Here is a 26315-nt window from a genome sequence, read left to right as displayed (position 1 = left end):
GGGGCCTCAGCCCTCGGGGCGCAACAGGCCGCGCTCGTACGCCTTGACCAGGTTCTGCGGGACGAGATGGGCGACGCCGGCGATCGTGACGGGCACCAGTTGGGTGGTGGCGGCCTTCCACTGCGAACGGCGGTGGCGGGTGTTGCTGCGGGACATCTTCCGCTTGGGGACAGCCATGGCGGGAACCTCCTCGGTGGGTGAGCACCGAGGACGCTACATGAAAATGGATCCCATTAACAGTCAGCGGCGGCGACGGGACCGCACCCGGGCCTCCCGCGGCGGCTCGATGAACTGCAGTTCCAGCGTGAGCGGCGGCTCGGCGACCCCCGGTCCGCCCGCGGCCGCCCACTGCACGACCTCCTCGGTGCCCTCGTCGTCCATCACGAACCCGATCCAGGCGGCCCGGCCGCCCGCCCGGCGCCCGGCGGCGGAGGGCCGCACGACGATGACGTTCGCCTGGTCGCAGGGGCCCAGGCAGTCGGTCGTACGGACCTGGAAGCCGTGCTCGGCCGCCCCCGCCCGCAGCAGCTCCAACTGCCAGGCGTGGTCGGTGCCGGGGTTTTTGCGGGCGTCGCCGCAGCAGCAGCCCCGGCAGACGACGACGGTGCAGGAGGCGGAGCCGATCAGGGAGGCGCGGGGCGTCGAGGGCATGGGAGAAGCATGATCCATACGGCTCGTGCCCCGTGCCACCGGGTCGGCCGGATCAGAACCTCGCGCCCACCGCGGCCCCGCTCCGCGGCACCAGGAACGACGGCGCCGACGGCAGTGAACCGTCGGCCCCACGTGCGCCCGTGAGCGGCGCCGGATCCGTACTCAGCACCGAGGACGCGTTCCATGTGCCGCCCAGATCCCAGGAGTTGCCGCTGGAGACGGTCGCCGAGCCGAGCGCGGCCGCCTTGGCGTCGGCGACGGACAGGTTCCCGGTCAGCTTGGCCTTGCCGCCCGAGACGTCGGTGTCGAAGCCGGTTCCGCCGTTGGCCCACGTGGAGTTGCGCGACAGGGCGAGGGCGCCGGTGTTGCCGTTGTCCGTCACGCCGTGCGCCGCGTTCTTGAAGGCGATCGAGTTGCGCAGGGTGTGCCCCACCGCCGGTGCCGGGCTGCCGCCGCCGAGCTTGAAGCCGTTGCCGTCGCCCGCGAAGTCGGGGAAGTTCCAGCGATTGAATCCGTTGCCGTACGCGATCGTGTTCTCGATGACGACCGGCGAGGTGAACTTCCAGTCGTCGAAGCCGTCGTCGACGTTGTTCCACAGCCGGGCGCCCCGCACGACGTTGCCGGTGCCCGACCCCTCCTTGATGGCCAGCCCGTCCGCGCTCTCGCCGTTCTTGCGCGGATCGCGGTTGCCGTAACTGTCCAGGTTCAGGATCTGGTTGTTGCTGGAGGCGCCCTGGAGCTGGAAGCCGGACTCGTAGTTGTCGTGGGTCTTCAGCCGGGCGAAGACATTGCCGTTGCACCCGTCGCAGTAGACGCCGTAGGGGCCGTTCACGATCTCGAGATCCGAGATCCGCCAGTAGGAGGCCTCCTGGTGGATCGCCCCCCGTTCGGCCCGCGGGATGCTGCCGCCGACCGGCGTGTGGCTCGCGGCCAGTTGCTCCCCGTCGATCACGACCCGCTCGCCCTGATAGGCGCCGAGGGAGATGGGCTGGGACGCGGTGCCGGAGGTGGCGATGGTGATGTTGTCGGTGAGCGCGTAGGTCCCGGCCCGTACCGCGATGGTGTCGCCGGGCTTCGCCAGGTCCACCGCCCGTTGGACGGTGCGCAAGGGCTGCGCGAGGGTGCCCGGGGCGCTGTCGTTCCCGTTCGTCGCCACCACGAGGGTCGTCGGCGCCGCGGATGCCTCGGTCGCCGGTAATGCCGTCACCAGTACGGCGCCCACCGCTGCCGCCGTCCAGATCGCCTTGTTCACGTGCATGGGGTCTCCCGCCTCGGCCTGACTGCTGTATCGCCTGGCAGTGGTCGCCCGGGGTGGGAAGGTTGCCGGGTCTAGGGTGGGTGGGGTGACCGACAGCAGCAAGCGCCCGCTCGCCGTGTTCGACCTGGACAACACCCTGGCCGACACGGCCCACCGGCAGCGGTTCCTGGAGCGCAGGCCGCGCGACTGGGACGCCTTCTTCGCGGCCGCGCCCGAGGACCCGCCGATCCCCGAGGGCATCGCGCTGGTGCTGGAGCGCGCCGAGGAGTGCGAGATCCGCTACCTCACCGGTCGGCCCGAGCGCTGCCGGCGCGACACGCTCGCCTGGCTCGGCGCACAGGGGCTCCCCGAGGGGCGCGTGTACATGCGGCGCAACGACGACCGGCGGCCCGCCCGGCGCACCAAGCTGGAGATCCTGAAGCAGCTCGCCCGCACCCGCGAGATCCGGGTTCTGGTGGACGACGACGAGTTGGTCTGCGAGGACGCCGAACGGGCCGGATTCACCGTCGTACGGGCACGCTGGACCGCCCCTTCCGCGGCGCTGGAGGTGGCGCAGGAGCGGGAGGGGCGGACCTGAGAGCCGTCAGTCGGTCTCGTCCAGGCGGAAGCCGACCTTCAGCCCCACCTGCCAGTGCTGGATCTGCCCGTCCTCGATCTGGCCCCGCACTTGGGTCACCTCGAACCAGTCGAGGTTGCGGAGAGTCTGCGAGGCACGGGCGATGCCGTTGCGGACCGCATGGTCGACGCCGTCCGGCGAGGTGCCGACGATCTCGGTCACCCGGTAGGTGTGGTTCGTCATGGTTCCACGGTGCCTCAGGCGGCGGCGGAGCGCGAGCCGTCCGACCCTATCGTTGGCCCATGGACGGTATGCCCAACCCCCTGCGCCGGCTCACCTTGGAGCGGCTCCGGCGGCGTACGAGCATGAAGTGGCGGACCTACCCGGAGGACGTACTGCCGCTGTGGGTCGCCGAGATGGACGTCCCCCTGGCCGAGCCGGTCGCGCAGGCGATCCGGGACGCCGTGGCGCTGGGAGACACCGGGTACCCGGCCGGGACGGCGTACGCCGAGGCGCTGGCGGACTTCGCGCGCACGCGGTGGAGCTGGGACGGGCTCGCGGTGGAGCGTACGGCGATCGTCCCGGACGTGATGCTGGGCATCGTCGAGATGCTCAAGCTGGTCTCCGGACCGGGCGATCCGGTGGTCGTCAACTCGCCCGTGTACCCGCCCTTCTACCAGTTCGTCGCCAACATGGGCAGGCAGGTCGTCGAGGCTGAGCTCGGTGCGGACGGCCGGATCGACTTCGAGGTCCTGGAGGACGTCTTCGGGCGGGTGCGGAAGGGCGCGGCCCGGCCCGCCTATCTGCTGTGCAGCCCGCACAACCCGACCGGCGCCGTCCACACCGCCGGCGAGCTGGCGGACGTGGCGGCGCTGGCACGGACGTACGGCGTGCGGGTCGTGGCCGACGAGATCCACGCCCCGCTCATGGCGGCGGGTGCGACGTTCGTGCCCTACCTGAGTGTGCCCGGCGCGGGAAGCGGGCTGTCGCTGATGTCGGCCTCCAAGGCGTGGAACCTGGCCGGGCTCAAAGCCGCCGTGGCCGTCGCCGGGCCCGACGCGGCCGACGACCTCGCGCGCCTTCCCGAAGAGGTCGGTCACGGTCCCAGCCATCTCGGCGTCATCGCCCACACCGCCGCGCTGCGGGACGGCGGCGCCTGGCTCGACGCCCTGCTCACCGGCCTCGACGACAACCGCCGGCTGCTGGCCCAGCTCCTCGCCGAGGCGCTGCCCGCCGTGCGCTACGAACCGGCGCGGGCCACCTACCTCGCCTGGCTGGACTGCCGCGCGCTGGAGCTGCCCGGCGATCCGGCGGACGTCTTCCTGGAACGCGGCCGGGTCGCCCTGAACTCCGGCGTTCCGTTCGGCACCGGGGGCGCCGGCTTCGTACGGCTGAACCTCGCGACGTCCCCCGAGCTGATCACCGAGGCGGTGCGGCGGATGGCCGCGGCCCTCGACTGACCGCGGGGGCCGGCCCGAACCGGCCCCCGCGAGTCCGCCTACCGCACCACGCTCAGCGACAAGGCGAACCGGCCCTCGCTGTCCGTCCACCAGTGCGCCAACTCCAGTCCGACGGCGGCAAGTTCGGCACGGATGCCCTCCTTGCGGAACTTCGCCGAGATCTCGGTGTGCAGCTCCTCGTCCGCCGCGAAGTCGACGGCCAGGTCGAGCGCGGGGACCTTCACGGTCTGTTCCGTACGGGAGCGCAGCCGCATCTCGATCCACTCGTTCTCGGCGTCCCAGAGGGCCACGTGGTCGAAGGCGCCGGGATCGAAGTCGGCGCCCAGCTCGCGATTGACGACGGTCAGGACGTTCTTGTTGAACTCGGCCGTCACCCCGGCCGCGTCGTCGTACGCCCTGACCAGCACGTTCTCGTCCTTGACCAGGTCGGTGCCGAGCAGCAGCGCGTCACCGGGCGAGAGCAGGGCGTGGACGGAGGCGAGGAACGCGGCGCGCTCGACCGGCAGCAGGTTGCCGATCGTGCCGCCGAGGAAGGCCAGCAGACGCGGGCCCGGCGTCCCCGGCAGGCTCAGACCGCCCGTGAAGTCGGCGATCAGCGCGTGCACGCTCAGCTCCGGCCGCTGGGCGATGAGCGCGTGCCCGGCCTGGGTGAGGGCACTCTCGCTGACGTCGACCGGCACGTACGTGTGCAGCCCGGTCAGCGCGTCGAGCAGGTACCGGGTCTTCTCCGACGAACCGGAGCCGAGCTCGACCAGGGTGCGGGCGCCGGTCGCCGCGGCGATCTCGCCGGAGCGCGCGACGAGGATCTCCCGTTCGGCGCGGGTCGGGTAGTACTCGGGCAACTCGGTGATCTGCTCGAAGAGTTCGCTGCCGCGGGCGTCGTAGAACCACTTCGGCGGCAGTGTCTTCGGCGTGTGCGTCAGGCCCTTGAGGACGTCGGCGCGCAGGGCGGCCTCGGTGGCGTCCTCGGGCAGGGTGCGGGTCAGAAGGAACGGACTCACGTGCTGGGCTCCTCGAGTGGTTCCGCGGACGGTTCCTTGAGCGGTGTGAGCAGGACGTCGGTGCGGCTCGCCGCGAGCAGGGTGCGGTCGGGGACCTCCTGCCAGTGCGGATCGTCGTCGTACGGCTCGGAGGCCACGACGGTGCCGGTGCCGGGGCGCTGGAGGTACCAGAGGGTGTCGCCCCAGGCGGTCGCGGCGATGGACTCCCCGTTGGTCAGCAGGAGGTTGAGCCGGGAGCCCGGGGCCGCCTCGGCGACCTCCAGGACCGTGTCGGCCAGCGCCTGGCCCTCCTCGTCGCCGCCGCGCAGCCGGTTCAGGACCAGCGCCCACACGAACGCCGAGTCGTTGCGGGCCTCCATCGACAGCAGATCCGCCGGGGGCAGCGCGGCGGTCAGGGGCGCCAGGGCACCTGGCCACCCCTTGACCGCGCCGTTGTGGCTGAACAGCCAGGGCCCCGAGGCGTACGGTGCCGCGGCGGCCTCGGCGTCGGCTCCCGCCAGGGTCGCGTCCCGTACGGCGGCCAGGATCGCCGTGCTGTTCACGACCCGCGCCAGGTCCGCGAAGGACAGGTCCGCCCAGATGGGTCCGGCCCGTCGGTACCGTGCCGGGACCGGATCGCCCTCGGCGTACCAACCGACCCCGAAACCATCGGCGTTGACGGTGCCGTACCGCTGCCGCCTGGGTGCCCAGGACTGGCGGTAGAGGCTGTGCGGGGGCGCCACGAGGAGGCTGCCGAGCGGCTCCGAGGGTCCCAGATACGCCAGGTGACGGCACATCAGACGGCTCCCGAACGGGCCGTGCGGAAGCCGGAGAAGATCTGCCGCCTGATCGGATAGTCCCAGTTGCGGAACGTGCCCCGGCAGGCCACCGCGTCCACGGCGAACGAACCACCGCGCAGCACCTTGTGGTCGGGGCCGAAGAACACCTCCGAGTACTCCTTGTACGGGAACGCCTGGAACCCGGGGTAGGGCTCGAAGTCGCTCGCCGTCCACTCCCACACGTCACCGATCAACTGCCTCACGCCGAGCGGTGACTCGCCCTGCGGGTAGCTGCCGGCGGGGGCGGGTCGCAGGTGCCGTTGGCCCAGGTTGGCGTGCTCGGGCGCGGGGTCGGCGTCGCCCCACGGGTAGCGCGTCGAGCGGCCGCCGGCCGGGTCGTGGCGGGCCGCCTTCTCCCACTCGGCCTCGGTGGGCAGCCGCCGTCCGGCCCAGCGCGCGTACGCGTCGGCCTCGTACCAGGACACGTGGACCACCGGCTCGTCGGGCGGCACGACCTCGGTGACACCGAAGCGCCTGCGCAGCCACTGCTTGCCGTCGCGGCTCCAGAACAGCGGCGCGTGGATGGAGTGTTGGCGGATGTGTGCCCACCCGGCCGGGGCCCACCAGCGCTCGTTGTCGTAGCCGCCGTCCTCGATGAAGGCCTGGTACTCGGCGTTCGTCACCGGAGTGGTGTCGATGTAGAACGGCTCCACCTCACGCCGGTGCGCCGGGCGTTCGTTGTCCAGCGCCCACGGCTCGTCGGAGGTACCCATGGTGAACGGGCCGCCGGGGACGAGGACTTCGGCCGGGCCGGTGAACAGCGGGGCCGGTGCCGGGTCGGGGGCGGTCAGGGCCTGGGGGCCCTTGCGGAGCTGATGGGTGATCAGCATCGTCTCGTCATGCTGCTGTTCGTGCTGCGCGATCATCCCGAAGGCGAACCCGGCCTCGGTGAGCCGGGTCCCGTGGAGCGCGGCGCCCTCCAGGACGTCCAGCACCCGCCCGCGTACCTCCGCCGCGTAGCGCCGGGACTCGGCGGGCGAGAGCAGGGGCAGCGTGGGGCGTTCGGAGCGCGGGTGCTCGAAGGCGTCGTAGATGCCGTCGATCTCGGGCCGTATCGCCTCCTGCCCGCCGACGGTCCGCAGCAGCCACTGCTCCTCCTGGTTGCCGATGTGGGCGAGGTCCCACACGAGCGGAGACATGAGCGGCGAGTGCTGGGCGGTCAGGTCGGGGTCCTCCACACAGCTGGTGAGGAGGGTCGTGCGGTCCCGGGCGGTGACCAGGGTGGTCACAGCCCGCTCGCGGACGGTCTCGGGGTCGACGGGGGAGTCGACGGACGGGTTGGTCATGTGCGGATTTCCTTCCCGAGCGAACCGTGCGTCCGGTCCAGCAGATCGTCGGCGGGGCACCGGCCCCGGATCACATAGCGGTGCAGATACGTTTCGACGGCGTCCGTGACCTCGGGTGTGGCGCCCAGCCGTGGCAGCGCCTCCAGGGCCGCCCCGAAGCACGCGATCGCCGCCTCGTGCAGCTCGGGGTCGGCCAGGCCGTGGCGGGCCGCCTCGATCCACAGCGGATTGTGCGGCGCGGGCAGCGCGAGGGTGCGCTCGGCCAGCGGCTTCACCACCCGGTAGGCGGTCTCGGCGGCCTCGGGGTCGTCGAAGAGTGCCGTCGTCACCGCGAGCGGCACCACCCAGCCGTCCTCGCCCGGCTGGGCGTCGATCATGCGCAGCTCAAGATGGCCACGCGGTCTGACCGGCGGGAACAGGGTCGAGACGTGGTAGTCGAGATCCTCCCGGGTCGGCTGCCGGGGCACACCCGACCTGGCCCACTCCCGGAAGGTGAGCCCCTCCGGGACGTCCCAGGGGCCGCTGTCCCGTCGTATGCACATCACCGGCGCGTCCAGGACGTGCCGGGCCCAGGCCGTGCGGGGGTCGGTGTCCAGGGAGGGGCCGCCCGCCCGGCCCTCGCCGATCTCCGTCCACAGCAGCTGGCGGGTCGAGAGCCAGCCGGTGGGCTCGGAACCGGCGAGCGGGGAGTTGGCGAAGGCGGCCACCAGGACCGGGCCCAGCTGGTGGGCAAGCCACCAGCGTCGTCCGAGGCCGAGGGGGCCGGGCTCCTCGTGTCCGGCGTCCACGCACACCTGCACGGAGGCCGAGGTGCACATCATCGCGCGGCCCGCCGGGCCGGTGCGGTCGAGGCAGGCCTCCAGCGCGTCGTAGCGCGGCTCGTGCAGATACCTGCGGGGCGGGTGCCACGGGTCGTGGCCGATGCCGACGAGGCCGAGGCCGTGCTCGGCGAGGGCCGCCCGGACGGCGGCGAGGTCGGCGGAAACGGTACCGATGCACTCCATCAGGGAGTCGGCGGGCTGAGAACTCAGCTCCAGCTGGCCGCCAGGTTCGACGGTGAGCGCCGACTTCAGGGGCACGGTCCGCAGTGCGGCGTAGGCCGCCGCGAGTCGTTCGGGTGTGACAGGGAGCCGAGGGCTGCTCAGCTCGTGCACGAGCCATTCCACTTCCACCCCGATGCGGCGGGGCGGACCGGTCTTGAAGCAGATGCCGCGGACCAGGGCCTCGAGCTCTGCTTCGGGCAGGGATGTACGGGGCTTCGTACAGTCGCCCGGCGTACAGTCGCTGGGTGTGTCGGACATGTCGGGATCCTCCTGAGATTCCACCATGCCACCAGTCCGGGGATCAGGTGGGTCGGACCGGCAACGCTCGTCCCACCCAAGACCCTCATCTCGTTCCGCACAAGGGGGCACATCCTCGCATTAGGGGCTGTGGATCTCCGTTTTCCCGGGGTTTTCGAGGCGTTTTCCGGTTGGACCGGGCCCCGGAAACTCTGTTGCACCGCATCCGTGCCATCGCCCACGATTCCTCCATGGGTACGACGGGGGAGACCGCGCGGCGTGCGGTCATGGCGCTCACGGGGGTGGCGCCATGAGCGCGCGTCTGCGCGGGATCGCGCACGAGACGGAACAGATCGTCTCGGCGGGGCACTATCGAGCCCCGGACGGGCGCGAGGTCTTGCTGGCCGCCGAGATCGAAGCGGCACGGGCGGGGACGCGGATGTACGGCCCGGGACCCGTGGAGGTGCCGGTCTTCGCCGCCGTGGACACGTTCTTCGAGGTCACGGGCGAGAGCAGCCTGGAGGCGGCCCATCGGCTCGGCGGGCGCACCGCCGTCCTGAACTTCGCCTCGGCGCGGAATCCGGGCGGCGGTTATCTGAACGGCGCCCAGGCACAGGAAGAGGCCCTGTGCCGGGCCTCCGCGCTGTACACCTGCCAGCTGGAGGCCCGCGAGTTCTACGACCACCACCGGGCCCACCGTGACCCGTTCTACTCCGATCGGGTCATCCACTCACCGGCCGTGCCGGTGTTCCGGGACGATCGCGGCCGTCTGCTGGACGCGGCACACCTCGTGGGTTTCCTGACGGCGGCCGCCCCGAACGCCGGGGTGGTCCGGCGGACGGCACCCGAGCGGACCGCCGAGCTGCCGCGAGCCCTCGCGGCGCGGGCCGGGCAGGTGCTGTCGGTCGCCGTCGCGGAGGGCTACCGGCGGCTGGTGCTGGGCGCCTGGGGGTGCGGAGTCTTCCAGAACGACCCCGCACAGGTGGCGGGGGCGTTCCGGGCGCTGCTCGAACCCGGCGGACGATTCGCCGGGGCCTTCGAGCATGTGGTGTTCGGAGTGCTGGACCGGACGCGGGACGTGGCGGTGCGCACAGCGTTCGTACGGGCGTTTGCGGAGCGTCAGCTCCAGCCGTAGCGCTCGTGCAGCCGCTGCCTGACGAGGTTGAACCGCCCCCGGTCCAGCGCGCACGCCTCCCGGCGCATGCCCTCCTCGTGGAGGCGCAGGATGCGGTCGACGTCCACCCAGGAGTCCCGCCCGGTCCGGTCCCAGGGCCCGCTGCCGATCGGCACCCACTCCCGGTCCCCGTCGTGCCGCTTGCTCGACAGCTGTACGGCGAGGAAGCTGCCGGCCGCCTCCCGGGCGACCACGAGCACGGGACGGTCCTTGCCGCGTCCGTCGTTCTCCTCGAAGGGCACCCAGGTCCATACGATCTCGCCGGGGTCGGGGTCGCCGTCGTGCGCGGGGGAGTACTCGGTGCGCACCCTGCCGACCTCGCGGGGATCGGCCTCGGTGGTGGCGGTGGCGCCGAAGCGGCCGGGGACGTTCTCATCGGTAAACGCAGTCACGTGGGGAACCTTAAGGCGTCCTGCGAACGGGGCCAGGGGTACGGTCGGTTGGATGAACGCAACCTCGGCCGCGACGGCGAGCGCGGTCACCTTCGTATGGCTGGGGATGGTGCCGGCGATCTCCTTCCTGGAGGCGCCGCTGAAGTTCCGCGCCCCGGGCGTGAGTGTCCGCATCGGCCTGGGAATCGGGCGACTGGTCTTCCGGGCCCTGAACGTCGTGGAGTGCGTCCTGGCCACCGCGGTGGTCGTGGCCGTCGCCGCCGGTGACCCGCCGGGCCGGATCGTCGGGTGGACCGTGGCGGCGGTGATGCTGCTGGTCGGCCAACTGGCCGTGATCCGCCCCCGTTTGAACCGCCGCTCCGACCGCGTCCTGGCGGGCGAGGACCTGCCCCGCTCGCGCGGCCACCTGTTCTACGTCGCCTTCGAGGCCGCCAAGGTCGTCGCCCTGCTCGGCCTGGGTGTCACGCTGTCGGCGCTGTGAACACAGGCCGGCCGGGATCCTTTCCTCAAGGATCCCGGCCGGCCTGCCCTTTACTCCTGGACCGGAACCTTCTGGGCCGCCGGAGGGGCGACGCCGTTCAGCGAAGTGCCGTTGACGGGCTGCCCGTTCTGGTTCATCGACGCCAGCAGCTGACGGGCCAGACCCAGCCCGGTGCCGCCCATGGTGAGCGCCTTGGCGAACATGTCCGCCATCCCGTCGGCGCCGTTGAGGATCACCATGTTGTCGGCGTTGCCGAAGGCGGACGCGCCGGCCTTGACGATCTCCGGCCAGTTCTCGGCGAGTTGCTGGGCGACGACCGCCTCCTGGTTCTCGGCGAGGGCGGCGGCGCGGGCCTTGATGGCCTCCGCCTCCGCGAGACCCTTCGCCTTGGCCGCCTCGGCCTCCGCGAGACCCTTGGCCTGCGCCGACGCGGCCTCGGCCTCACCGGTGGCCCGGGTCGACGCGGCCATGGCCGTACCGCGGGCCTTGGTCGCCTCGGCCTCGGCCATCGCGGCCGTCTTGACCCGGGTGGCCTCGGCCGCCGCGGCGAGCTCGGTCTCCTTCGCCTTGGCCTCGGCCCCGGAGATCCGCGCGTCACGCTCGGCCTCGGCGAGGGTGCGCTTCTCATAGGCCTTGGCGTCCGCCGGCTTGCGGACGTCCGCCTGGAGCTGCTGCTCCCGCCGGTTCGCCTCCAGTTCGGCGATCCGGGTCTCCTGGACGACGACCTCCTGCCGGGCCGCGGCGTCGGCGAGCGGACCGGCCTGGCGCGCCTTGGCGCCCGCCTTGTCCCGCTCGGCCTGGTATCCGGCCTGGAGGATCTCGCTGTCCCGGGTGGCCTCCGCCATCCGGGCGAACGACTTCTGCTCGGCCTCGGTGGCGAGCCGGTTCGCCTCGGCCTGCGCGATGCGGGCGTCACGCTGGACGGCCGCCGCGTGCGGCATCGCAAGGTTCTGGATGTACCCGGTCGGGTCCTCGATCTCGTGGATCTGCAGGGAGTCGACGATGAGCCCCAGCTTCTCCATCTCCGTGCCGCAGGCGGCCCGGGTCTGCCCGGTGAGCTTCTCCCGGTCGCGGATCATGTCCTCGACGGTCAACCCGCCGACGATGGACCGCAGATGACCGGCGAACACGTTGTGCACCCGCTCGGACATCAGTTTCTGCTGGTCGAGGAAGCGACGCCCCGCGTTGGCGATCGACACGAAGTCGTCGCCGACCTTGAAGATGACCACGCCCCGCACCTTGAGCGGAATGCCCTGGTGGGTCACGCAGTCCACATGCAGTTCGGTCTCGTTCAGATCGAGCGAGAGCTTGCGCACCGCCTGTACACCGGGCAGCACCAGCGTGCCGCGTCCGGTGACGATGCGGAATCCCATACCCGCTTCGAGCCCCTCCGTCTTGTGGTTGGAGCCCGAGATGATCAGTGCCTCGTTGGGTTCCGCGACACGCCACATCAGCTTGAACAGACCGATCAGAACGGCGATGGCAGCTACGGCCACCCCCGCAACGACGCCGACAACCATCGGCATACGCCCCCTTTGCATGGTGCCCTTTCGGCACCGAACGAAGGGAGTGTGCGCCTGTTCGAGGCCCGGGTGAAGACGCTGACGCATCCTTGTCGAAACCTTGATACACAGGCCTCTCACCTGCGCGTGAGCAGGCTCAACTGTCGTACGCGGCCTGGACGTAGACCGTCCTCGGCGGCAGGTACTCCACCACCATCACCACCGTGCCCCGCTCGATCCGGTCCGTGCCGGAGGCGGGGTAGGCGAGGAAGTGCTCGGCGCCGCCCCGCACCCGGACGATCACCTCGCCGACGAGCCCCGGCCCGATCGTCCCCGTGACCCGCCCCATGAGCCCGACCATCGACGCATCGTCCATGGTCACAGGGTACGGGCCAGGGGTGCTCACACGACCGGTGAATCCGCGCTGACGCGAGGCTCCGGCCAGACCTCGTGCCAGCGCAGCTCCGCCTCCAACTGCGCGGCGAGCGACAGCAGGAGCGGCTCGCTGTTCGCGGGGCCGAGCAACTGCGCCCCGACGGGCAGCCCGCCGCCGAGGAACCCGGCGGGCACATTGACCCCGGGCCACCCCAGCACGTTCCAGGGCCAGGCATAGGGACAGGCCGCGATCATCGCGCGGTCGGTGGCCAGCCCGCCCAGCTCCAGCATCGCCCCGATGCGCGGCGGGGGAGCGGCCGTCGTCGGGGCGAGGACGACGTCGTACGACGTGAAGAACCCGCCGATACGGCGGTGCAGGACCGCCTCCGCGCGCCGCGCCACCCGCAGCGGGACCCCGCCGAGCAGTCCGCCGAGCCGGGCCGCGTCCCGGGTGCGGCGATCGAGGAGCGCGGGGAAGGGTGCCTCGCGGACCCGCTCGGCGATACCGGCCGTGGCGCGCGGGATGAAGGTGAGCCCGATCTGCCCGTACGGCGGATCCGCCTCCTCGACCGTGTGCCCCAAGTCGCTCAGCTTCTCGGCGAGTTCGACGATCCGCGCCCGCACCTCCGGCTGGAGCCGGGCGGGCAGCGCGGTGAACGGCGGCTTCAGGGCGAGCGCGATGCGCAGTCGGCCGGGGTCGCGGCCGATCGCCGCCGAGGCATCGACGGCGGGCGGGCGATGGGGGTCGAGGACGTGGTTGCCCGCGGCCGCGTCGAGGAGGAGGGCCGCGTCGGCGACCGTGCGGGCGAGCGTGCCGTTGACGGTGATGCCCTGGAAGGACTCGCCGCGCGGCCAGGTCGAGATACGGCCACGCTGGGGTTTGATGCCGACGAGGTGGGTCCAGGAGGCGGGGATCCGTACCGAACCGGCCCCGTCCGAGCCGAGCGCGGCGGGCACCAGACCTGCGGCGACGGCCGCGGCGGACCCGCCGGACGATCCGCCCGGCGTGTGCTCCGGGCTCCACGGATTGCGGGTCGCGCCGAAGGCGGGCCCCTCGGTGAACGGCCACTGCCCGAACTCGCAGGTGTTGGTCTTGCCGACGATCACGGCCCCGGCCGCGCGCAGCCGCCGTACCGCCTCTCCGTCCCGGGCGACCGCCGGGAACTCCCCCCGGCAGCCGAACGCCGTGGGTTCACCGGCCACATCCATGTCGTCCTTGACGGCGACGGGCACCCCGAGCAGCGGCTTCCGCACCCCGGCGGCCAGTTGGGCGTCCGCGGCCTCGGCCTCGGCGAGAGCGGCCTTCGTCCGTACGATCCGGAAGGCGTTGAGGGAGGCCTGGGACGTCTCGATCCGCGCAAGTGCCTGTTCGACGAGGGCCCGGGAGGTGATCGTGCCGTCGGCCAGTGCGCGGGCGGTCTCCACCAGGCCTGCGGAACGGTCGTGCGTCATACGGGGCACCTCCGGGACTCCGGGACGACGTTGCCTACTGAACAGTAACGTCGGAAAGCGCTTCGCCGGAACGTGCCAGGCCGGAGTGACGGCCATGCGGGTGCCACAGCTTTCGCACAGAGCCCACCGGGTCCTGCGCGAAGCATTGACGCGTTCAGGTCACAGCCCTACGTTCTGATCGACTTCCCGAACCGTGTTCGACATATCGGACACGGAGGTCGACAGTCAGAGTCGCGTCTTGTTCTTGTTCTTGTTCGAGGGAGAGCCGCCCCGTGAGCACACGACCCCCCACGCCGTCCCGCCGCACGCTGCTGCGAGCGATGGCGGCCCTGCCCGCCTCGGCCGTCCTGCTGGGCGAACTGCCCGGCCTCGCCGGCACGGCGCTGGCCGCCGCCCCGCCCAGCGGCTCGGCCACCCGCTACACGATCGTGCCGTTCCTCAACAGCAACGACGGGACCGTGAACGTCTACCAGTCCGACGACGCCACGGACTTCAGGCTGCTCAAGTCCTCCGCCTACACACCGCCCAGCAACAGAATCCGCGACGCGAGCGTCTTCAAGCACACCGACGGTTACTACTACCTGACGTACACCACCCACACCTGGCAGGACGTCAGCACCACCATCGGCTTCGCGCGCAGCTCAGACCGGGCCAACTGGACCTTCCTGTACGACTACACGGTCCCGATCACCAACCTGTCCCGGGCGTGGGCGCCGGAGTGGTTCGTCGACGGCGACGGCAGCGTGAACGTCATCGTGTCCTGCTCGGTCACCAGCGACGAGTGGATCTTCACGCCGTACCGGCTGAAGGCGACGAACTCGGCGCTGACGGCATGGAGTTCACCGGTCGCCCTCTCCGGGATCGGCTCGAACCACATCGACACGTACATCGTGAGGACCGGCTCGAAGTACCACGCCTTCACGAAGAACGAGACGACGAAGTACATCGAGTACGCGACGGCCTCCTCGCTCACCGGCCCCTACACGATCTCCCGGACCGGCGACTGGGCGGGCTGGGGCAGCTATCGCGAGGGCCCGTCCGTGATCCAGCTCGACAACGGCGGCTGGCGGATCTTCTTCGACGGCTACGGCGACGGCACGTATTACTACAGCGACAGCTACGACACCTTCGCGACGTGGTCGGCCCCGACCTCGCTGCCGGTGGTCTCCGGCACCGCCCGGCACTTCACGGTCATCAAGGAGACGGTGTCCGGCGGGCCTTCGCTCGCGAAGAACATCACGCGGTCCTTCCAGTCGGCCAACTACTCGACACGCTACTGGCAGTCGCAGTCCTCCCTGCTCAACCTCCCGGTGGTGACCGCCTCCAGCACGGCTGCCGAGAAGTCGGCGTCCACCTTCACGGTCGTCGCGGGCCTCGCCGACGCGAACGGCTACTCCTTCCGTGACTCCTCCGGCAACTACCTGCGCCACTGGGACTTCCGCGCCCGCTTCGACGCCAACGACGGCACGTCGACCTTCGCCAAGGACGCGACATTCATCGCCCGCACGGGCTCGTCGTCGGGCGCGATCCGCTGGGAGTCGTACAACTATCCCGGGTACTACCTGCGCCACTACAACTACCAACTCCGGGTGGAACGGACGGCCGGGACGGACCTGTTCCGGCAGGACAGTTCGTTCGTGCCGGTGACTGCCTGGGCCTGACCTGCACACCCTCTTACCTGGGATGTTCCGTGGGAGGCCAATCTGGAGTTCCCGCGAGTTCCCTCGATTTCCCGGGAGTTCCCGGGGCCGGATGACGGGGCTCGAGAGACAAGTTGCGCACCCTGGTGATCGGCGCGTCATCGATCTTGGAACATGGGTGCGGCCCCTGTGCGCTCTCGTAGTCGCAGGGGTCGCCGCCCATGCCTCATACGTCCATCAGCGGGAGTTCGCCCTGCAGGGGGGTGCGGACACCGTCAGCGCCTCGCTGTGGCCACTGTCCGTCGATGGACTGCTGCTCCTCGCGGCGATCGACCTGCTGAGGCATTCGGGGTCGACAGCGCGCCGTGCCCGTTGGGCCGTGTGGTCGGCCTTTCTGCTGGGAATCGCTGTGTCATTGGCTGCCAATGTCGCCGCGGCGCCGGCGATGGAGTGGAGGCCGGTGCTGGTCGCGGGGTGGCCTCCCGTTGCGTTGCTTCTCTCGGTCGAACTCCTGGTGCACCGGCCGGATGACCGTAGGAGGGAACAGGATCTCGAGACAGGGTTCGGAAGGGCGCCGGAGGCCCTGGGCGTTGTTCGGTCGGCTGACAGATCGCTGCTGGAGAAGGCCCGTTGAACCAGCGAAGCAGGCGAAACGGAAGGGGTGGCGCCGGCGCAAGTGAGATCGAGGAGGTGCCAGCAGGTTCTTCGTCTGCTGGTGGTCCATCGCACGTATGGCGCTGACCTGCGCGAATGCGGGGTTTGCAGAGAGTTGGCGGGAGCTGGTCCGTGTATGGTCCGGACCTTGATGGTGTCTCCTTACCGACCTGCTCCGGCAGGAGCGGCCTGGGAGCGAGCGCACCGATAGGGCTGGGCCATCCTTGCGAGCAACTCCGCGGATGTCCCCGGCAGGCCGGAGTGGCGAAGCTCGCGAAGTTCTGGGGGTCCCGGATCTGGACTCGGTCCCTGACGCGGAGCCGAGGGCCGCCACCGGAGACAGCCCCAAGCGCCATCCGTGGGGGTCAGGACCGCGCGGAGACCTCGGCGTGGGCAGCGCGCAGCGAGACCTTGTCGATCTTGCCGACCGGGTTCTTCGGGATGGCATCCACCACGAAGAACGCGGTAGGGCGCTTGAAGCCGGTGAGGCTGCGCGCACAGAGGGACTGCAGTGCCGACGGATCGACGGCCGAACCCGGTCGGGGCTGGACGTAGGCGACGACGACCTCTCCCCATTTCTCGTCGGGGACGCCGATCACGGCAGCCTCGAGCACCGACGGGTCACCGACGAGGACGTCCTCGATCTCCTTGGGGTAGATGTTCTCCCCACCTCGGATGATCATGTCTTTCGACCGTCCGACCAGGGTCAGGTATCCGTCGGCGTCGAGCCGGCCCACGTCGCCGGTGTGCAGCCAGCCGTCGACGATGACCCTGGCTGTCTCCTCCGGGCGACCGAGATAGCCCCGCATGACGTTGGGGCCCCGCACGACAACCTCTCCCTCCACGCCCGGCGGCACCTCGCTGCGGTCGGCGTCGACGATCCGGATCTCCTGGCCGGGGAAGGGCAGTCCCACGGTTCCGGCGCGTCGGGGGCCCGCGACAGGATTGATGGTGGAGCCGCACGTTCCCTCGGACAGCCCGTATCCCTCGACGAGCGGAAACCCGTAACGGGCCTCGAACCGGGTCAGCAGCTCGGCGGAGGCGGGTGCCGCGCCGCAGACTCCGAAGCGCAGGGACGACGTGTCGGGGCGGACCTGGTCCGGAAGCGCCGCGAGCATGCTGTAGATCGTCGGCACGGCGCTGAAGAAGGTGGGGCGCTCGCGCTCGACCACGTCGAAGAACGTCTGGGGATTGAATCGGTCGGCTATGGTGACGCTCGCGCCGGCCAGCAACGGTACGAGGGTGCTGACCACGATGCCGTTGACGTGGAAGAGCGGCAGGATCAGCAGGCACCGGTCGGCCGGACCGACCTCCAGCGCCCGACGCCCCATGTCCGCCATGGCGTCGATGTTGGCGTGATCGAGCATCACCCCTTTGGGAACCCCGGTCGTGCCGCTGGTGTAGATGAGCAGGGCCAGCGCGGACGGGTCCGGAAGGGGGGCCTCATCCGGCTCCGCCGCTGTGTCGTCGCGCAGTTCGCCGACGGCGAGAACGGCAGTCCCGTCCGCCACGGCGGTCCCCCCGTCCTCGCTCACCAGGAGGCGTGCGCCGGAGTCTGTGAGCTGTCGGGCCACTTCGACGTCGGTCATGCTCGGGTTGACCGGCGTGATGGTGGCGCCGAGCCGCCATGCGGCGAACAGCAGGAGCACGAACTCGACGCGATTGGTCAGCTTGAGGGCCACGACATCGCCAGGGCCGATCCCGAGGTCCTGGAGGTGACGTGCCGCCGCCTGGACGCGACGCAGCAACTGGACGTTGGTGAGGGCCTGGCGGCCGTCCGAGACCGCGGCGCCGTCGGGGTCGAGGGACGCGCGGCGGTCGGGCAGAGATACGAAATTCATGGCGAGGGCGTACCTGTCTGGGTGTGATGCGGTCCGGTCACGGAGCTGACGCGGCGGCTGCCGGCTTCAGCTGGCGGGTGAGGAACTCGATCTGGTCGCGCACCAGTACTTCGAAGGTCTCGCCGGTGTAGAAGTCGAAGTGGCCGGCGTCGTACCTCTTGATCTCTCCCTTGGGTGCGGTGCGCGCGTAGCGGAGGGTCTGGGCGGGAGGCGTGACGGAGTCGGTGTCGCTGACGCAGAAGAGGATCGGCATGGCGATCTTCTTGGCCGCGCGCCCGGGCCGGTACGTGAGGATGGTCGGGATGACCCGCGCCGCCACCTCGTTGCGGAACGTCGTTCCCGGAGGCTGGAGCGCCTGGTATCCGGGCAGGGCGTCCGGGGCGTTCATGAGAGCCGACGAGCCGGGGGTGGCGGCGATCGGCACCATCACGGGCGGCTTTCCGCGGCCTCTGGCCGCCAGGTCGCGGGCGACCACGGGGAGGACCTTGAGTGAGGCGGCAGGGCCCAGCGCGAGCGCGGAGGCGAGACCGTCGGTGAAGGGGCATTGCGACACCGCCGCGCGCAGTTCGGGGTGGCGGGAGGCGACGGTGATGGCATGGCCGCCGCCGAACGAGCTGCCCCATACGGCGATGCGGGTCCGGTCGACGTCCGTGCGGGCCTTGACGTAGGCGATGGCGGCGTCCCAGTCGGCGAGCTGACGCTTGATCGACAGGAGCTGGCGAGGGTGGCCGCCGCTGTCGCCGAAGTGGCGGTAGGTGAAGGCCACCGCGGCGATGCCGGCCTGCGCGAAGCGCTCGGCGAAGGCGTCCAGGCGCATCTCGCGGACGGCGCCGAGGCCGTGCCCGAGGATGACGACGGGCGCAGACGTGACGCCCGTGGGGAGGTAGAGCCAGCCGGCGCAGTTGGTGTCGCCGGAAGGGAACGTGATGTCGTGACGGGTGAAGGACTGCTGAGTGGTCATCGTCGGTTCATCGCCCGCTCGTCGAGCGACGGCCCGGCACGCTGCCCGAGGCGAGGGCTCGTGCGTAGGTGCCCGGTGTGTAGAGCGGGAGTTCGCCGGTGGCGGCGGTTGTGGCCTGGTAGTCGAGCATCAGCCTCTGGCCTTCCTCCGACATGATCTGGGCGAAGAACTCGGCGCGTTCGACGTGCAGACCGTCCTCCAGTGACATCGAGCCGCCGAAGTACACCGACCTCTTGGCGGCCGCGACCGACGCCTTCGACCGCTTTCCGAAGTGCTCGGCGAGTTCGACCGCCTGCGCGACCACCTTGTCCTGCGCGACGACCTTGTCCACCGCCCCGTTGGCGAGGGCCTCTTCGGGCGTGAACGGCTTGCCTTCGAGGATCGCGGCCAGGGACCGGTGGGTGCCGATCAGGCGGGTCAGCCGCTGGGTGCCGCCGCCGCCCGGGATGATGCCGAGGAGGATCTCCGGCTGGCCGATGAAGAAGTCCCCCTCGGCCATGACCCGCAGATCGCACGCCCAGGCGAACTCCGCGCCGAGGCCGAGAGCGGAACCGTTGAGGGCGGCGACGTAGAGCACACCGCTGGCGTTCATCCGCAGGAAGGTCCTGTGCAGACGTTCCAGCTGCAGAGCCCCGCGCATCGGGGTTCTGCGCATCACGGACCCGAGGAGGCGGGACCGGTCCACGTGCTTGGCCAGGCGGACGACGGCTGAGGCAGCGCGCCGGCCGACCGTAGGGCTCGCGGCTCCCTCTTCCTGCAGCCACCGGACCGCGGCATGGCTGACGAACCGCTCGGGATGTGCCCCGGTGAAGACGACGGCACGGATGTTCGGATCACGGTCGGCTCGGGCCACCAGCTTCTCCAGCTGCTGGGCGATGTCGAGGCCGAACTCCTGGTGCGGGCCGCCGTCGACCCGCGCGATCAGAACGGAGCCGCGATCTTCGACCGTGAGACGGCCCTTGTCTTTGTATGGCATGAGTTCTGCTCCCGTGCTGAGTTCATGGGGTGGGAAAGTGCGTGGAAACGGCCGCGGATGCGTGTCGCAGCGATGATGAGGTCGGGTTCGGCCCGACACGCTGTGCCCGCACGGGCGGCAGAAGACTGGACCAGCGCGTGATGACGTGTCCGAGAGCGGACGCGTGTATCCGAGGCGGCAGGTCACACACGATGTGTACTATTGCCGTGAAGAATTACATAACCAAGTTATTTCTGGTATGTCAACGGTGGAGGCGTGCGGAACATGGCAGGGCGGGCGAGGCTCGAGGACGCGCCGGAACGACTTGTGCAGGCGGCCGTCGGCTTGCTGGCCGAGCAGGGCCCGTCCGCTGTGAAGGCGCGCACGGTGGCATCCGCGAGCGGACTGTCGACGATGGTGCTCTACAGCCACTTCGGTGGGATCCCCGAGCTGATGAGCGCTGTCGCCGACCACGGGTTCAAGGAACTCGGCGCGACGTTCGGCCGGGTACCGGTGACGGAGGACCCGATCGCGGATCTCTTCGCCATGGCCCTGACCTGCCGTCGGCAGGCCCGGGAGAACCCCCATCTCTACGACCTGATGTTCGGACTGTCCACTCGGGCGACATACCGGCCGCTGCCGGACACGGACCGTCGCCTGAGCGGGCATTCCCAGGCCTTTCGGGAAGCCCACGCTCATGTCACCGCGGCGTGCGAACGGCTCGTGCGCTCCGGCAGGGTCGAGCGTCAGGGACCCGAAGCCATCGCCGCTCAGCTGTGGAGTTACGTGCACGGTTACATCACCCTTGAACTGGCTGAGCACTTCGTCGAGTTCGACGACGCCGTGGCGCAGGTGCTCGTGCCGATGGGGGTGAACTTCACTGTCGGCCTGGGGGACCAGCGGGAGCGTGCCGAGGCCTCCCACGAGGCCGGCGCGCGCCTGTACGACTCGATCGTCCAAGTCCGGTGAGAAGCCGGGTGGTTGGGCGCTGCCCCGGGCGCGGCTAGGACGACCTGGTCTTCGCGGCAGGGGTATCGGTGCTCGGTGTGCGCTGGTCGTTCCTGCCCAGGGCTGCGACCTCCCGTTCGAGGGAGGGAACCGCCCGGGCGGCGAAGCGCCTCATCCAAGGCCACGCCAATGGCGAGTTCAGCGCCCCCTTCGCCCAGTTGGCCACGACGACCGCGCGCGGGACGTACACACGGCTGCGTCGGCGCACGAGCCCGTCGACGATCGCGGCGGCCGCCCGGTCGGCGCTCGTGGTCACGTTGCCCGGATACGGAAGCCGCGCGCGCAGGCCCTGGAACGAGGGGAGGTCCGCCTCGGCGCCCCGGACGAGGTCCGTGTCGATCCAGGAAGGGTGTACCACGCCGACCGTGACTCCGAGGTGTGCCACCTCCTGGCGGTAGGTCAGGGCCAGCAATTCGGCCCCCGCTTTACTCGCGCCGTAGGAGGCCATCGCGGCCAGCGGCATGAACGACAGTGCGGACGCCACGACCAGCACATGGCCGCGGCTGCGCTCCAGATGGGGCGTCGCGTACTTGAGGGTGCGGAACACACCGTTCAGGTTGATGTCCAGGACCCGCTCGAACGACGCCTCGTCCGTCTGCCGCACCGTCCCGTACGCCACGACGCCGGCGTTGGCGACGACGAGGTCGATGCCGCCCATGATCTCGGCGGCTGCGTCGATCGCCGCTTGGAGAGCGGCCCCGTCGCGTACATCGGCCTCACGCCATGATGCGGTGGGACCCAGCTCGTCGGCGAGGGCGCGCAACCGATCGGCTTCGAGTCCGATCACGGTCACCCGGGCCCCTCGGGCGGCGGCCAGACGGGCCACCTTTTCCCCAATGCCGCGTGCCGCTCCGGTGACAACCAGATTTCTGCCCAGCAAGTCACGTTTCATGGCGGCAACATAACTTCGTTATTGATGGAGCACAAGAGACTGCGCACCGGTCGCTGTTCGGTTCACCTGCTGGGTCTCACGACTGGACGAACCTATGCTGGCCGTCATGAGACGGACATCCTTTGCGCAGTGGCCCTGCTCGATCGCGCGCACCATGGACCTGCTCGGGGACTGGTGGACGCCGCTGGTGCTGCGTGAGGCGTTCTACGGGATCCGGCGGTTCGACGCGTTCCAGGCGTCGCTGGGGATCGCCCGCAACACGCTGACGGACCGGCTGCGCCGGCTGGTGGAGGAGGGGCTGCTGGAGAAGCGGCCCTACCAGACGGAGCCGGTCCGTCATGACTACGTGCTCACCGAGAAGGGGCGCGACTTCTATGGCGTGCTGCTGGTGATGAACCGGTGGGGGGACCGCTGGCTCTCCGGCGAAGCGGGCCCGCCGGTGACGATGCGCCACGAGACGTGCGGGCAGGAGACGCATGCCGAGGTGGTGTGCGCCGCCTGCGGTGAGCCCATGACCCTGGACAACACCCACCCCCGGATGGGCCCCGGCTACCCACCGCACTTGGCCGAACGGCCGGATGTGCGGGCCCGGTTCACGGGCTGACCGGGCAGCGCCCTGCGCGGCAGGTCACCCTTGACAAGTGGGTCTACCTACGCAACTTTACTGGTCAGATGCTCATCCGAGCGCTCTTGGCGACAGAGGGGCTGCGGGTTCATGGAGTGGACGGGCGCACGCTATGCGGACAAACCGACGGTTGAGGTCCACACCTGGATCGCCGCACCACCGGCTCAGGTGTGGAGGCTGGTGTCCGACATCGAACTGATGCCACGCATGAGCTCCGAGCTGCAGTCGGTGGAATGGCTGGACGGCGGCGGGCCTGCTCTGGGAGCCCGGTTCGTCGGCCGGAGCAAGCACGAAGCGTTCGGGGAGTGGGCCACCACGTCCCACATCGTCGAGTGGGAGCCGCCGAAGCGGCTCGCCTGGGCGGTAGAGGATCCGCAGTACCCCTCGGCGATCTGGCGGTTCACGTTGGAGCCACAGGACGGGGGCACGGTGCTGCGGGAATGGATGCAGATGGGGCCGGCCCCTTCGGGGCTCTCCTTCGCCATCGAACGCATGCCGGAGAAGGAGCAGAAGATCGTCTTCGTGCGTATGCGGGAGTTCGAGGCCAACATGGCCGTCACCCTCGAAGGGGTCAAGAAGCTGGCCGAGAGCCCCCGGACCTCGGGGGAGGCGAGTCTGTGATGCGTACCTCGACCACGATCGAAGCCTCCGGCGGCGACTGGCGGGAGATCGTCGACTACGTCACCGAGGCGGAGAGGCTCGGTCTGGACATCTGCTGGGTGGCGGAGGCATGGGGCTCCGAGGCACCCTCGCCGTTGGGCTATCTCGCCGCGAAGACGGAGCGCATGCTTCTCGGATCGGGAATCATCCAGCTCGGCACCCGCACGCCGATGGCCATCGCGCGCGCCGCGATCACGCTGTCGCAGATCTCCCAGGGGCGCTTCCTCCTCGGCCTTGGCCCCTCCGGACCGCAGGTGATCGAAGGGTTGCACGGCGTGCCTTTCGACCGGCCGCTGTCCCGGATGTGCGAGACCGTCGAGATCGTGCGACAGGCCGCCTCGGGGGAGAAGGTCTCCTACTCCGGCCGTGAATTCCAGATCCCGCTGCCCGGTGGGGAGGCCAGGCCCATGCGTCTGTCCGTGCGTGCCGAGCACGACATCCCCGTCTACCTGGCCACTCTCTCGCCGAAGATGCTGCACCTGACCGGTGAGATCGCCGACGGCTGGCTGGGCACCAGTTTCGTACCCGAAGGCGCCAAAGAGGCGTACTTCGACCACCTGGACCGGGGCCTTGCCAACGCCGGCCGTACACGCGCCGACCTCGACATCTGCCAGGGCGCCGAGGTCGCCTTCGCGGAGGACGAGGACGACCTGCGCATGATGGTGGCCGGACGCAAGAAGGAGCTGGCCTTCAGCCTCGGCGGCATGGGCTCGGCGACCACGAACTTCTACAACAACGCCTACAGCCGCCAGGGTTGGGCCGAGGTCGCGGCCGAGGTCCGGACCCGTTGGCAGGCCGGGGACCGGGACGGCGCGGCCGGTCTGATCACCGACGAGATGGTGCTGGCGACGACGCTGATCGGAACCGAGGACATGGTGCGTGAGCGACTGCGCGTGTGGCGCGACGTCGGTGTCGACACCGTCCGCTTCTATCCCGCCGGCGAGACTCTCGACGCCCGGCTCGCCACCCTGGGCCGGGCCATCGACCTGGTCCGCGACCTCGAGACGAGGTGGCACGCTGACGACAGGCCATAGCGGCCGAGGCGGGCCGCCATAGGCCGATGCCGTCCGCCGTGCCCCGGTTCAGGTCAACCGCGGGCGCTGACGCCGTCGGCCGCCAGGCCCGACATCATCAGGGTGATCGCATGGAATGTCCTGGTCAGGGCTTCCTCCCGGTCCATCGCGGCGGCGATGATCTGGTTGCCCTCGCACAGGCCGGCCAGCAGTAGTCGGGCGACGGTGGCGACGGGCGCGTCCGGTTGCAGGTCACCGCGTTCGGCCAGAACGGTCAGCAGCCGTTCGATCTGCGGCTGGGCGCCGGTGTCGTTGACATGCCGGTACTGCTCTCCCAGGACCGAGGGCGCCTGGGCCATCAGCTCCCGGTGCAGGGGGTCGTCGATGGTCCGCCGCAGGAAGGCGTGCGTGAGGTCGGCGACCGCGGTCATGGCGGGTTGGTCCGGCCTTGTCGCACGGATCGCCTCGGACGTCGTGTCGCACAGGGCGCCGACCTGCTGAAGCAGTTCGATGTAGAGCTCGGCGAACATCGCCCTCTTGTCCGGGAAGTGGCTGTAGAAGGTGCCCTTGCTCACCCGCGCCGCCCCGGTGATGGCCTCGACCGACGTGTCCGCGAACCCGTTGTCCACGAACAGCTTCCGCGCGGCCGTCACCAGGTCCGCCCGGGTCTGCTCCGCATACATCTGTCGTCGGTTTGGCCCTCGCATGCGCACCATCGTATATTCAGTGACCCTGGGTCAGTGAATGACTCTCGGTCAGTCGGGTGATTGTCGTGACAACGCCCTCCGGAAGGCAGGCGGAGCCGTGGAAAAGCGCAGGATCGTGTTGCTGGGTGCGACGGGGTACACCGGGCAGCGCGTGCTCCGGGAGCTGCTCGCACGAGGGGAGAAGCCGACCTTGGCCGGGCGGAGCCGGACCAGGATGCAGACCTTGGCCGACCGCTTCCAGGCGGACCTGCCGGTGGCCGAGGTCGACGTCACCTCGACGGCCGACCTGACGCGCCTCGTGGAGCCCGGCGATGTCGTCGTCTCCACGATCGGACCGTTCATGCGGCTCGGAATGCCCGCGGTCACGGCTGCCGCGCGGGCGGGGGCGCACTACTTCGACTCGACGGGGGAGGGGACCTTCGCCCGCCGCGTCCTCCTTGAGCTGGACGCCGTCGCGGCCGGCCGGGGAGCGACTCTCGTGCCCGCGTTCGGCTACGACTACGTGCCGGGCAACCTCGCCGGCGCGCTCGCCCTGACGCGCGCGGGCGAGCGGGCACGCCACGTGGAGACCGGGTACTTCATCACCCGCGCCGGACACGGCGACGAACTGCGCTACCGCAGCACCCTGCGCGACGCGTACACCCTGACCACGGGAGGCACACGTCAGACGCTGGTCGCTGCGGCGGCCGAGGACGGGTTCGCCTACCGCAGGCCGCGCCCCTGGGCCGGCGCCCGGGTGGTCGACGAGCGCGCCGCCAAGCGGGTACGCACTTTCCACTACGGAGGCGTGAAACGTACGGCCATGACCGTCCCGGGCACGGAGCATCTCGGACTGCCGGAGGTCTTCCCTCAGTTGGAGAGCGTCGAGGTGGGCCTCGGGTGGCTTGGACGGTGGACCCGCCCGGTGCAGATCGCTGCCACGCTCCAGGCGCCCGTGCTGCGCTCGGCGAAGGTACGGGCCGCGCTGGCGCGGTGGTCCGAGCGGCTCCCGGGATCACAGCGCGAGCCTGATCCCGACGGCCGTTCCCTGGTGATCGCCGTCGCCCGCGACAGCCACGGCCGACCCCTGGCCACGACGGCCCTCACCGGACCCGATCCGTACGAGATGACGGGATCCCTCCTGGCGTGGGGCGCCGCCCACGCGGCTCAGCCGGATGCCGTACTCAAGCCCGGTGCGCACGGCCCGGTCGCCGCCTTCGGCCTCGACACTCTCAGGCTCGGTGCCGCCGAGGCCGGAGTGCACGAGGTCGACGGGGCGCCGGCCCGCCGTCGATGACGGCTGAGCGGGCACAGATCACGGCGCCGGGGCGCTGAAGCGAATGTCCGAGGAACCGCTGACGAGGTGGGGTTGTTGGATCGGGAGCGAGCCGGCCCCTCGCGGGAGCCGGCAACCTCAGTGGAAAGGAAGCCGTCCATGGACGAGCAGGGTGAGCACTTCGACGTCGTCGTACTCGGCGCGGGCCCCGGCGGGTACGTTGCCGCGATCCGGGCCGCTCAACTGGGCAAGCGGGTCGCGGTCGTCGAGGAGAAGTACTGGGGCGGCGTCTGTCTGAACGTGGGCTGTATCCCCACCAAGGCCCTGCTGCGCAATGCCGAGCTCGCGCACCTTTTCACGCGCGAGGCTAAGACCTTCGGCATCAAGGTGGACGGTGAGGTCTCCTTCGACTACGGGG

Annotated in this window: 29 protein-coding genes; 12 read left to right on the top strand and 17 right to left on the bottom strand. The window is 70.4% G+C overall.

Going from position 1 to position 26315, the window contains the following annotated elements:
• Positions 1–6 precede the first annotated feature (6 nt).
• The 3 genes from rpmF to AQJ46_RS40830 form a co-directional block, all read right to left on the bottom strand.
• Positions 7–177 carry a 50S ribosomal protein L32 gene (gene rpmF / locus AQJ46_RS40840; RefSeq protein ID WP_057618001.1) on the bottom strand — a complete coding sequence of 57 codons (171 nt, stop codon included), beginning with the start codon at positions 175–177 and terminating at the stop codon, positions 7–9.
• A 63-nt stretch (positions 178–240) separates the two neighbouring features.
• Entirely contained in the window at positions 241–651 is a 411-nt protein-coding gene (locus AQJ46_RS40835) for a hypothetical protein (protein ID WP_059210399.1), read from the bottom strand.
• A gap of 52 nt (positions 652–703) precedes the next feature.
• The gene (locus AQJ46_RS40830) at positions 704–1909 is read right to left on the bottom strand and encodes a right-handed parallel beta-helix repeat-containing protein (protein WP_059210398.1); all 1206 of its coding nucleotides are present in this window, start codon (positions 1907–1909) and stop codon (positions 704–706) included.
• A gap of 85 nt (positions 1910–1994) precedes the next feature.
• Here AQJ46_RS40830 and AQJ46_RS40825 point away from each other — a divergent pair, with 85 nt between their 5' ends.
• Positions 1995–2486, top strand: coding sequence for a phosphatase domain-containing protein (locus tag AQJ46_RS40825; RefSeq protein ID WP_059210397.1), 492 nt, complete (start codon positions 1995–1997; stop codon positions 2484–2486).
• Positions 2487–2492: 6 nt separating this feature from the next.
• Here the strand turns inward: AQJ46_RS40825 and AQJ46_RS40820 are convergent, their stop codons facing one another.
• The gene (locus tag AQJ46_RS40820; protein WP_059210396.1) at positions 2493–2708 is read right to left on the bottom strand and encodes a dodecin; all 216 of its coding nucleotides are present in this window, start codon (positions 2706–2708) and stop codon (positions 2493–2495) included.
• Between the two features lie 59 nt (positions 2709–2767).
• On the opposite strand from AQJ46_RS40820, the gene AQJ46_RS40815 reads away from it, so the two are divergent.
• Complete coding sequence (locus tag AQJ46_RS40815; protein ID WP_059210395.1) at positions 2768–3925, top strand: MalY/PatB family protein; 1158 nt, start codon at positions 2768–2770, stop codon at positions 3923–3925.
• 38 nt (positions 3926–3963) lie between these two features.
• Here the strand turns inward: AQJ46_RS40815 and egtD are convergent, their stop codons facing one another.
• From egtD to egtA, 4 genes are read right to left on the bottom strand one after another with little or no spacing between them, the layout of a single operon-like run.
• A complete protein-coding gene (egtD, locus tag AQJ46_RS40810) occupies positions 3964–4926 on the bottom strand; it encodes an L-histidine N(alpha)-methyltransferase (RefSeq protein ID WP_059210394.1) in 963 nt (320 codons plus the stop codon).
• Complete coding sequence (gene egtC / locus AQJ46_RS40805) at positions 4923–5702, bottom strand: ergothioneine biosynthesis protein EgtC (RefSeq protein WP_059210393.1); 780 nt, start codon at positions 5700–5702, stop codon at positions 4923–4925. The genes egtD and egtC overlap by 4 nt, the downstream gene beginning before the upstream one ends.
• A complete protein-coding gene (gene egtB / locus AQJ46_RS40800) occupies positions 5702–7030 on the bottom strand; it encodes an ergothioneine biosynthesis protein EgtB (protein WP_059210392.1) in 1329 nt (442 codons plus the stop codon). Before egtB ends, egtC begins: the two co-directional genes overlap by 1 nt.
• Positions 7027–8331 carry an ergothioneine biosynthesis glutamate--cysteine ligase EgtA gene (gene egtA / locus AQJ46_RS40795; RefSeq protein ID WP_059210391.1) on the bottom strand — a complete coding sequence of 435 codons (1305 nt, stop codon included), beginning with the start codon at positions 8329–8331 and terminating at the stop codon, positions 7027–7029. Before egtA ends, egtB begins: the two co-directional genes overlap by 4 nt.
• A 289-nt stretch (positions 8332–8620) precedes the next feature.
• Between egtA and AQJ46_RS40790 the strand changes: the two genes are divergently transcribed.
• The gene (locus tag AQJ46_RS40790) at positions 8621–9445 is read left to right on the top strand and encodes a TIGR02452 family protein (protein WP_059210390.1); all 825 of its coding nucleotides are present in this window, start codon (positions 8621–8623) and stop codon (positions 9443–9445) included.
• Here the strand turns inward: AQJ46_RS40790 and AQJ46_RS40785 are convergent.
• Positions 9430–9876, bottom strand: a complete 447-nt coding sequence (locus tag AQJ46_RS40785) for a type II toxin-antitoxin system PemK/MazF family toxin (RefSeq protein ID WP_057618155.1) — start codon at positions 9874–9876, stop codon at positions 9430–9432. The genes AQJ46_RS40790 and AQJ46_RS40785 overlap by 16 nt on opposite strands.
• Before the next feature lie 52 nt (positions 9877–9928).
• On the opposite strand from AQJ46_RS40785, the gene AQJ46_RS40780 reads away from it, so the two are divergent.
• Complete coding sequence (locus AQJ46_RS40780) at positions 9929–10357, top strand: hypothetical protein (RefSeq protein ID WP_059210389.1); 429 nt, start codon at positions 9929–9931, stop codon at positions 10355–10357.
• Between the two features lie 50 nt (positions 10358–10407).
• Here AQJ46_RS40780 and AQJ46_RS40775 read toward each other — a convergent pair whose 3' ends face one another.
• The 3 genes from AQJ46_RS40775 to AQJ46_RS40765 all read right to left on the bottom strand — a co-directional run bounded on the left by AQJ46_RS40775 (position 10408) and on the right by AQJ46_RS40765 (position 13686).
• Positions 10408–11883 carry an SPFH domain-containing protein gene (locus tag AQJ46_RS40775; protein ID WP_059210388.1) on the bottom strand — a complete coding sequence of 492 codons (1476 nt, stop codon included), beginning with the start codon at positions 11881–11883 and terminating at the stop codon, positions 10408–10410.
• Positions 11884–12016: 133 nt separating this feature from the next.
• Complete coding sequence (locus AQJ46_RS40770) at positions 12017–12235, bottom strand: hypothetical protein (protein ID WP_030044637.1); 219 nt, start codon at positions 12233–12235, stop codon at positions 12017–12019.
• A gap of 26 nt (positions 12236–12261) precedes the next feature.
• Positions 12262–13686, bottom strand: a complete 1425-nt coding sequence (locus tag AQJ46_RS40765) for an amidase (protein ID WP_059210387.1) — start codon at positions 13684–13686, stop codon at positions 12262–12264.
• A gap of 272 nt (positions 13687–13958) precedes the next feature.
• On the opposite strand from AQJ46_RS40765, the gene AQJ46_RS40760 reads away from it, so the two are divergent.
• Both AQJ46_RS40760 and AQJ46_RS40755 read left to right on the top strand, forming a co-directional pair.
• A complete protein-coding gene (locus AQJ46_RS40760; protein ID WP_059210386.1) occupies positions 13959–15347 on the top strand; it encodes a glycoside hydrolase family 43 protein in 1389 nt (462 codons plus the stop codon).
• A gap of 22 nt (positions 15348–15369) precedes the next feature.
• Positions 15370–15960: a DUF2637 domain-containing protein gene (locus tag AQJ46_RS40755; RefSeq protein WP_318656736.1), complete on the top strand. Its 591-nt coding sequence runs from the start codon at positions 15370–15372 to the stop codon at positions 15958–15960.
• A gap of 385 nt (positions 15961–16345) precedes the next feature.
• Here the strand turns inward: AQJ46_RS40755 and AQJ46_RS40750 are convergent, their stop codons facing one another.
• The 3 genes from AQJ46_RS40750 to AQJ46_RS40740 are packed head-to-tail and all read right to left on the bottom strand — an operon-like array spanning position 16346 to position 19758.
• Positions 16346–17821: a class I adenylate-forming enzyme family protein gene (locus AQJ46_RS40750; protein WP_059210385.1), complete on the bottom strand. Its 1476-nt coding sequence runs from the start codon at positions 17819–17821 to the stop codon at positions 16346–16348.
• A 37-nt stretch (positions 17822–17858) separates the two neighbouring features.
• Entirely contained in the window at positions 17859–18782 is a 924-nt protein-coding gene (locus AQJ46_RS40745) for an alpha/beta hydrolase (RefSeq protein ID WP_059210384.1), read from the bottom strand.
• Between the two features lie 7 nt (positions 18783–18789).
• Positions 18790–19758, bottom strand: a complete 969-nt coding sequence (locus tag AQJ46_RS40740; protein ID WP_059210383.1) for an enoyl-CoA hydratase/isomerase family protein — start codon at positions 19756–19758, stop codon at positions 18790–18792.
• A 264-nt stretch (positions 19759–20022) separates the two neighbouring features.
• Between AQJ46_RS40740 and AQJ46_RS40735 the strand changes: the two genes are divergently transcribed.
• Entirely contained in the window at positions 20023–20706 is a 684-nt protein-coding gene (locus AQJ46_RS40735) for a TetR/AcrR family transcriptional regulator (protein ID WP_059210382.1), read from the top strand.
• Between the two features lie 34 nt (positions 20707–20740).
• On the opposite strand, the gene AQJ46_RS40730 is transcribed toward AQJ46_RS40735, so the two are convergent.
• Complete coding sequence (locus AQJ46_RS40730) at positions 20741–21637, bottom strand: short-chain dehydrogenase/reductase (RefSeq protein ID WP_059210381.1); 897 nt, start codon at positions 21635–21637, stop codon at positions 20741–20743.
• A gap of 106 nt (positions 21638–21743) precedes the next feature.
• Between AQJ46_RS40730 and AQJ46_RS40725 the strand changes: the two genes are divergently transcribed.
• From AQJ46_RS40725 to AQJ46_RS40715, 3 genes are all read left to right on the top strand, one after another.
• Positions 21744–22241, top strand: a complete 498-nt coding sequence (locus AQJ46_RS40725) for a winged helix-turn-helix transcriptional regulator (RefSeq protein WP_059210539.1) — start codon at positions 21744–21746, stop codon at positions 22239–22241.
• A gap of 111 nt (positions 22242–22352) precedes the next feature.
• Entirely contained in the window at positions 22353–22883 is a 531-nt protein-coding gene (locus AQJ46_RS40720; RefSeq protein WP_059210380.1) for an SRPBCC family protein, read from the top strand.
• Positions 22883–23956 carry an LLM class flavin-dependent oxidoreductase gene (locus AQJ46_RS40715; protein WP_059210379.1) on the top strand — a complete coding sequence of 358 codons (1074 nt, stop codon included), beginning with the start codon at positions 22883–22885 and terminating at the stop codon, positions 23954–23956. Before AQJ46_RS40720 ends, AQJ46_RS40715 begins: the two co-directional genes overlap by 1 nt.
• Positions 23957–24009: 53 nt before the next feature.
• On the opposite strand, the gene AQJ46_RS40710 is transcribed toward AQJ46_RS40715, so the two are convergent.
• Positions 24010–24642, bottom strand: coding sequence for a TetR/AcrR family transcriptional regulator (locus AQJ46_RS40710; protein ID WP_159064116.1), 633 nt, complete (start codon positions 24640–24642; stop codon positions 24010–24012).
• A 97-nt stretch (positions 24643–24739) separates the two neighbouring features.
• On the opposite strand from AQJ46_RS40710, the gene AQJ46_RS40705 reads away from it, so the two are divergent.
• Together AQJ46_RS40705 and AQJ46_RS40700 are read left to right on the top strand one after the other, a co-directional pair.
• The gene (locus AQJ46_RS40705) at positions 24740–25918 is read left to right on the top strand and encodes a saccharopine dehydrogenase NADP-binding domain-containing protein (RefSeq protein WP_063803902.1); all 1179 of its coding nucleotides are present in this window, start codon (positions 24740–24742) and stop codon (positions 25916–25918) included.
• A gap of 138 nt (positions 25919–26056) precedes the next feature.
• The coding region (locus AQJ46_RS40700; protein ID WP_159064080.1) for an FAD-dependent oxidoreductase at positions 26057–26315 on the top strand (259 nt) is incomplete at its 3' end.

The organism is Streptomyces canus, from assembly GCF_001514145.1.
Taxonomy (GTDB): Bacteria; Actinomycetota; Actinomycetes; order Streptomycetales; family Streptomycetaceae; genus Streptomyces; species Streptomyces canus.
This window is presented reverse-complemented; position numbering and strand designations above follow the sequence as displayed.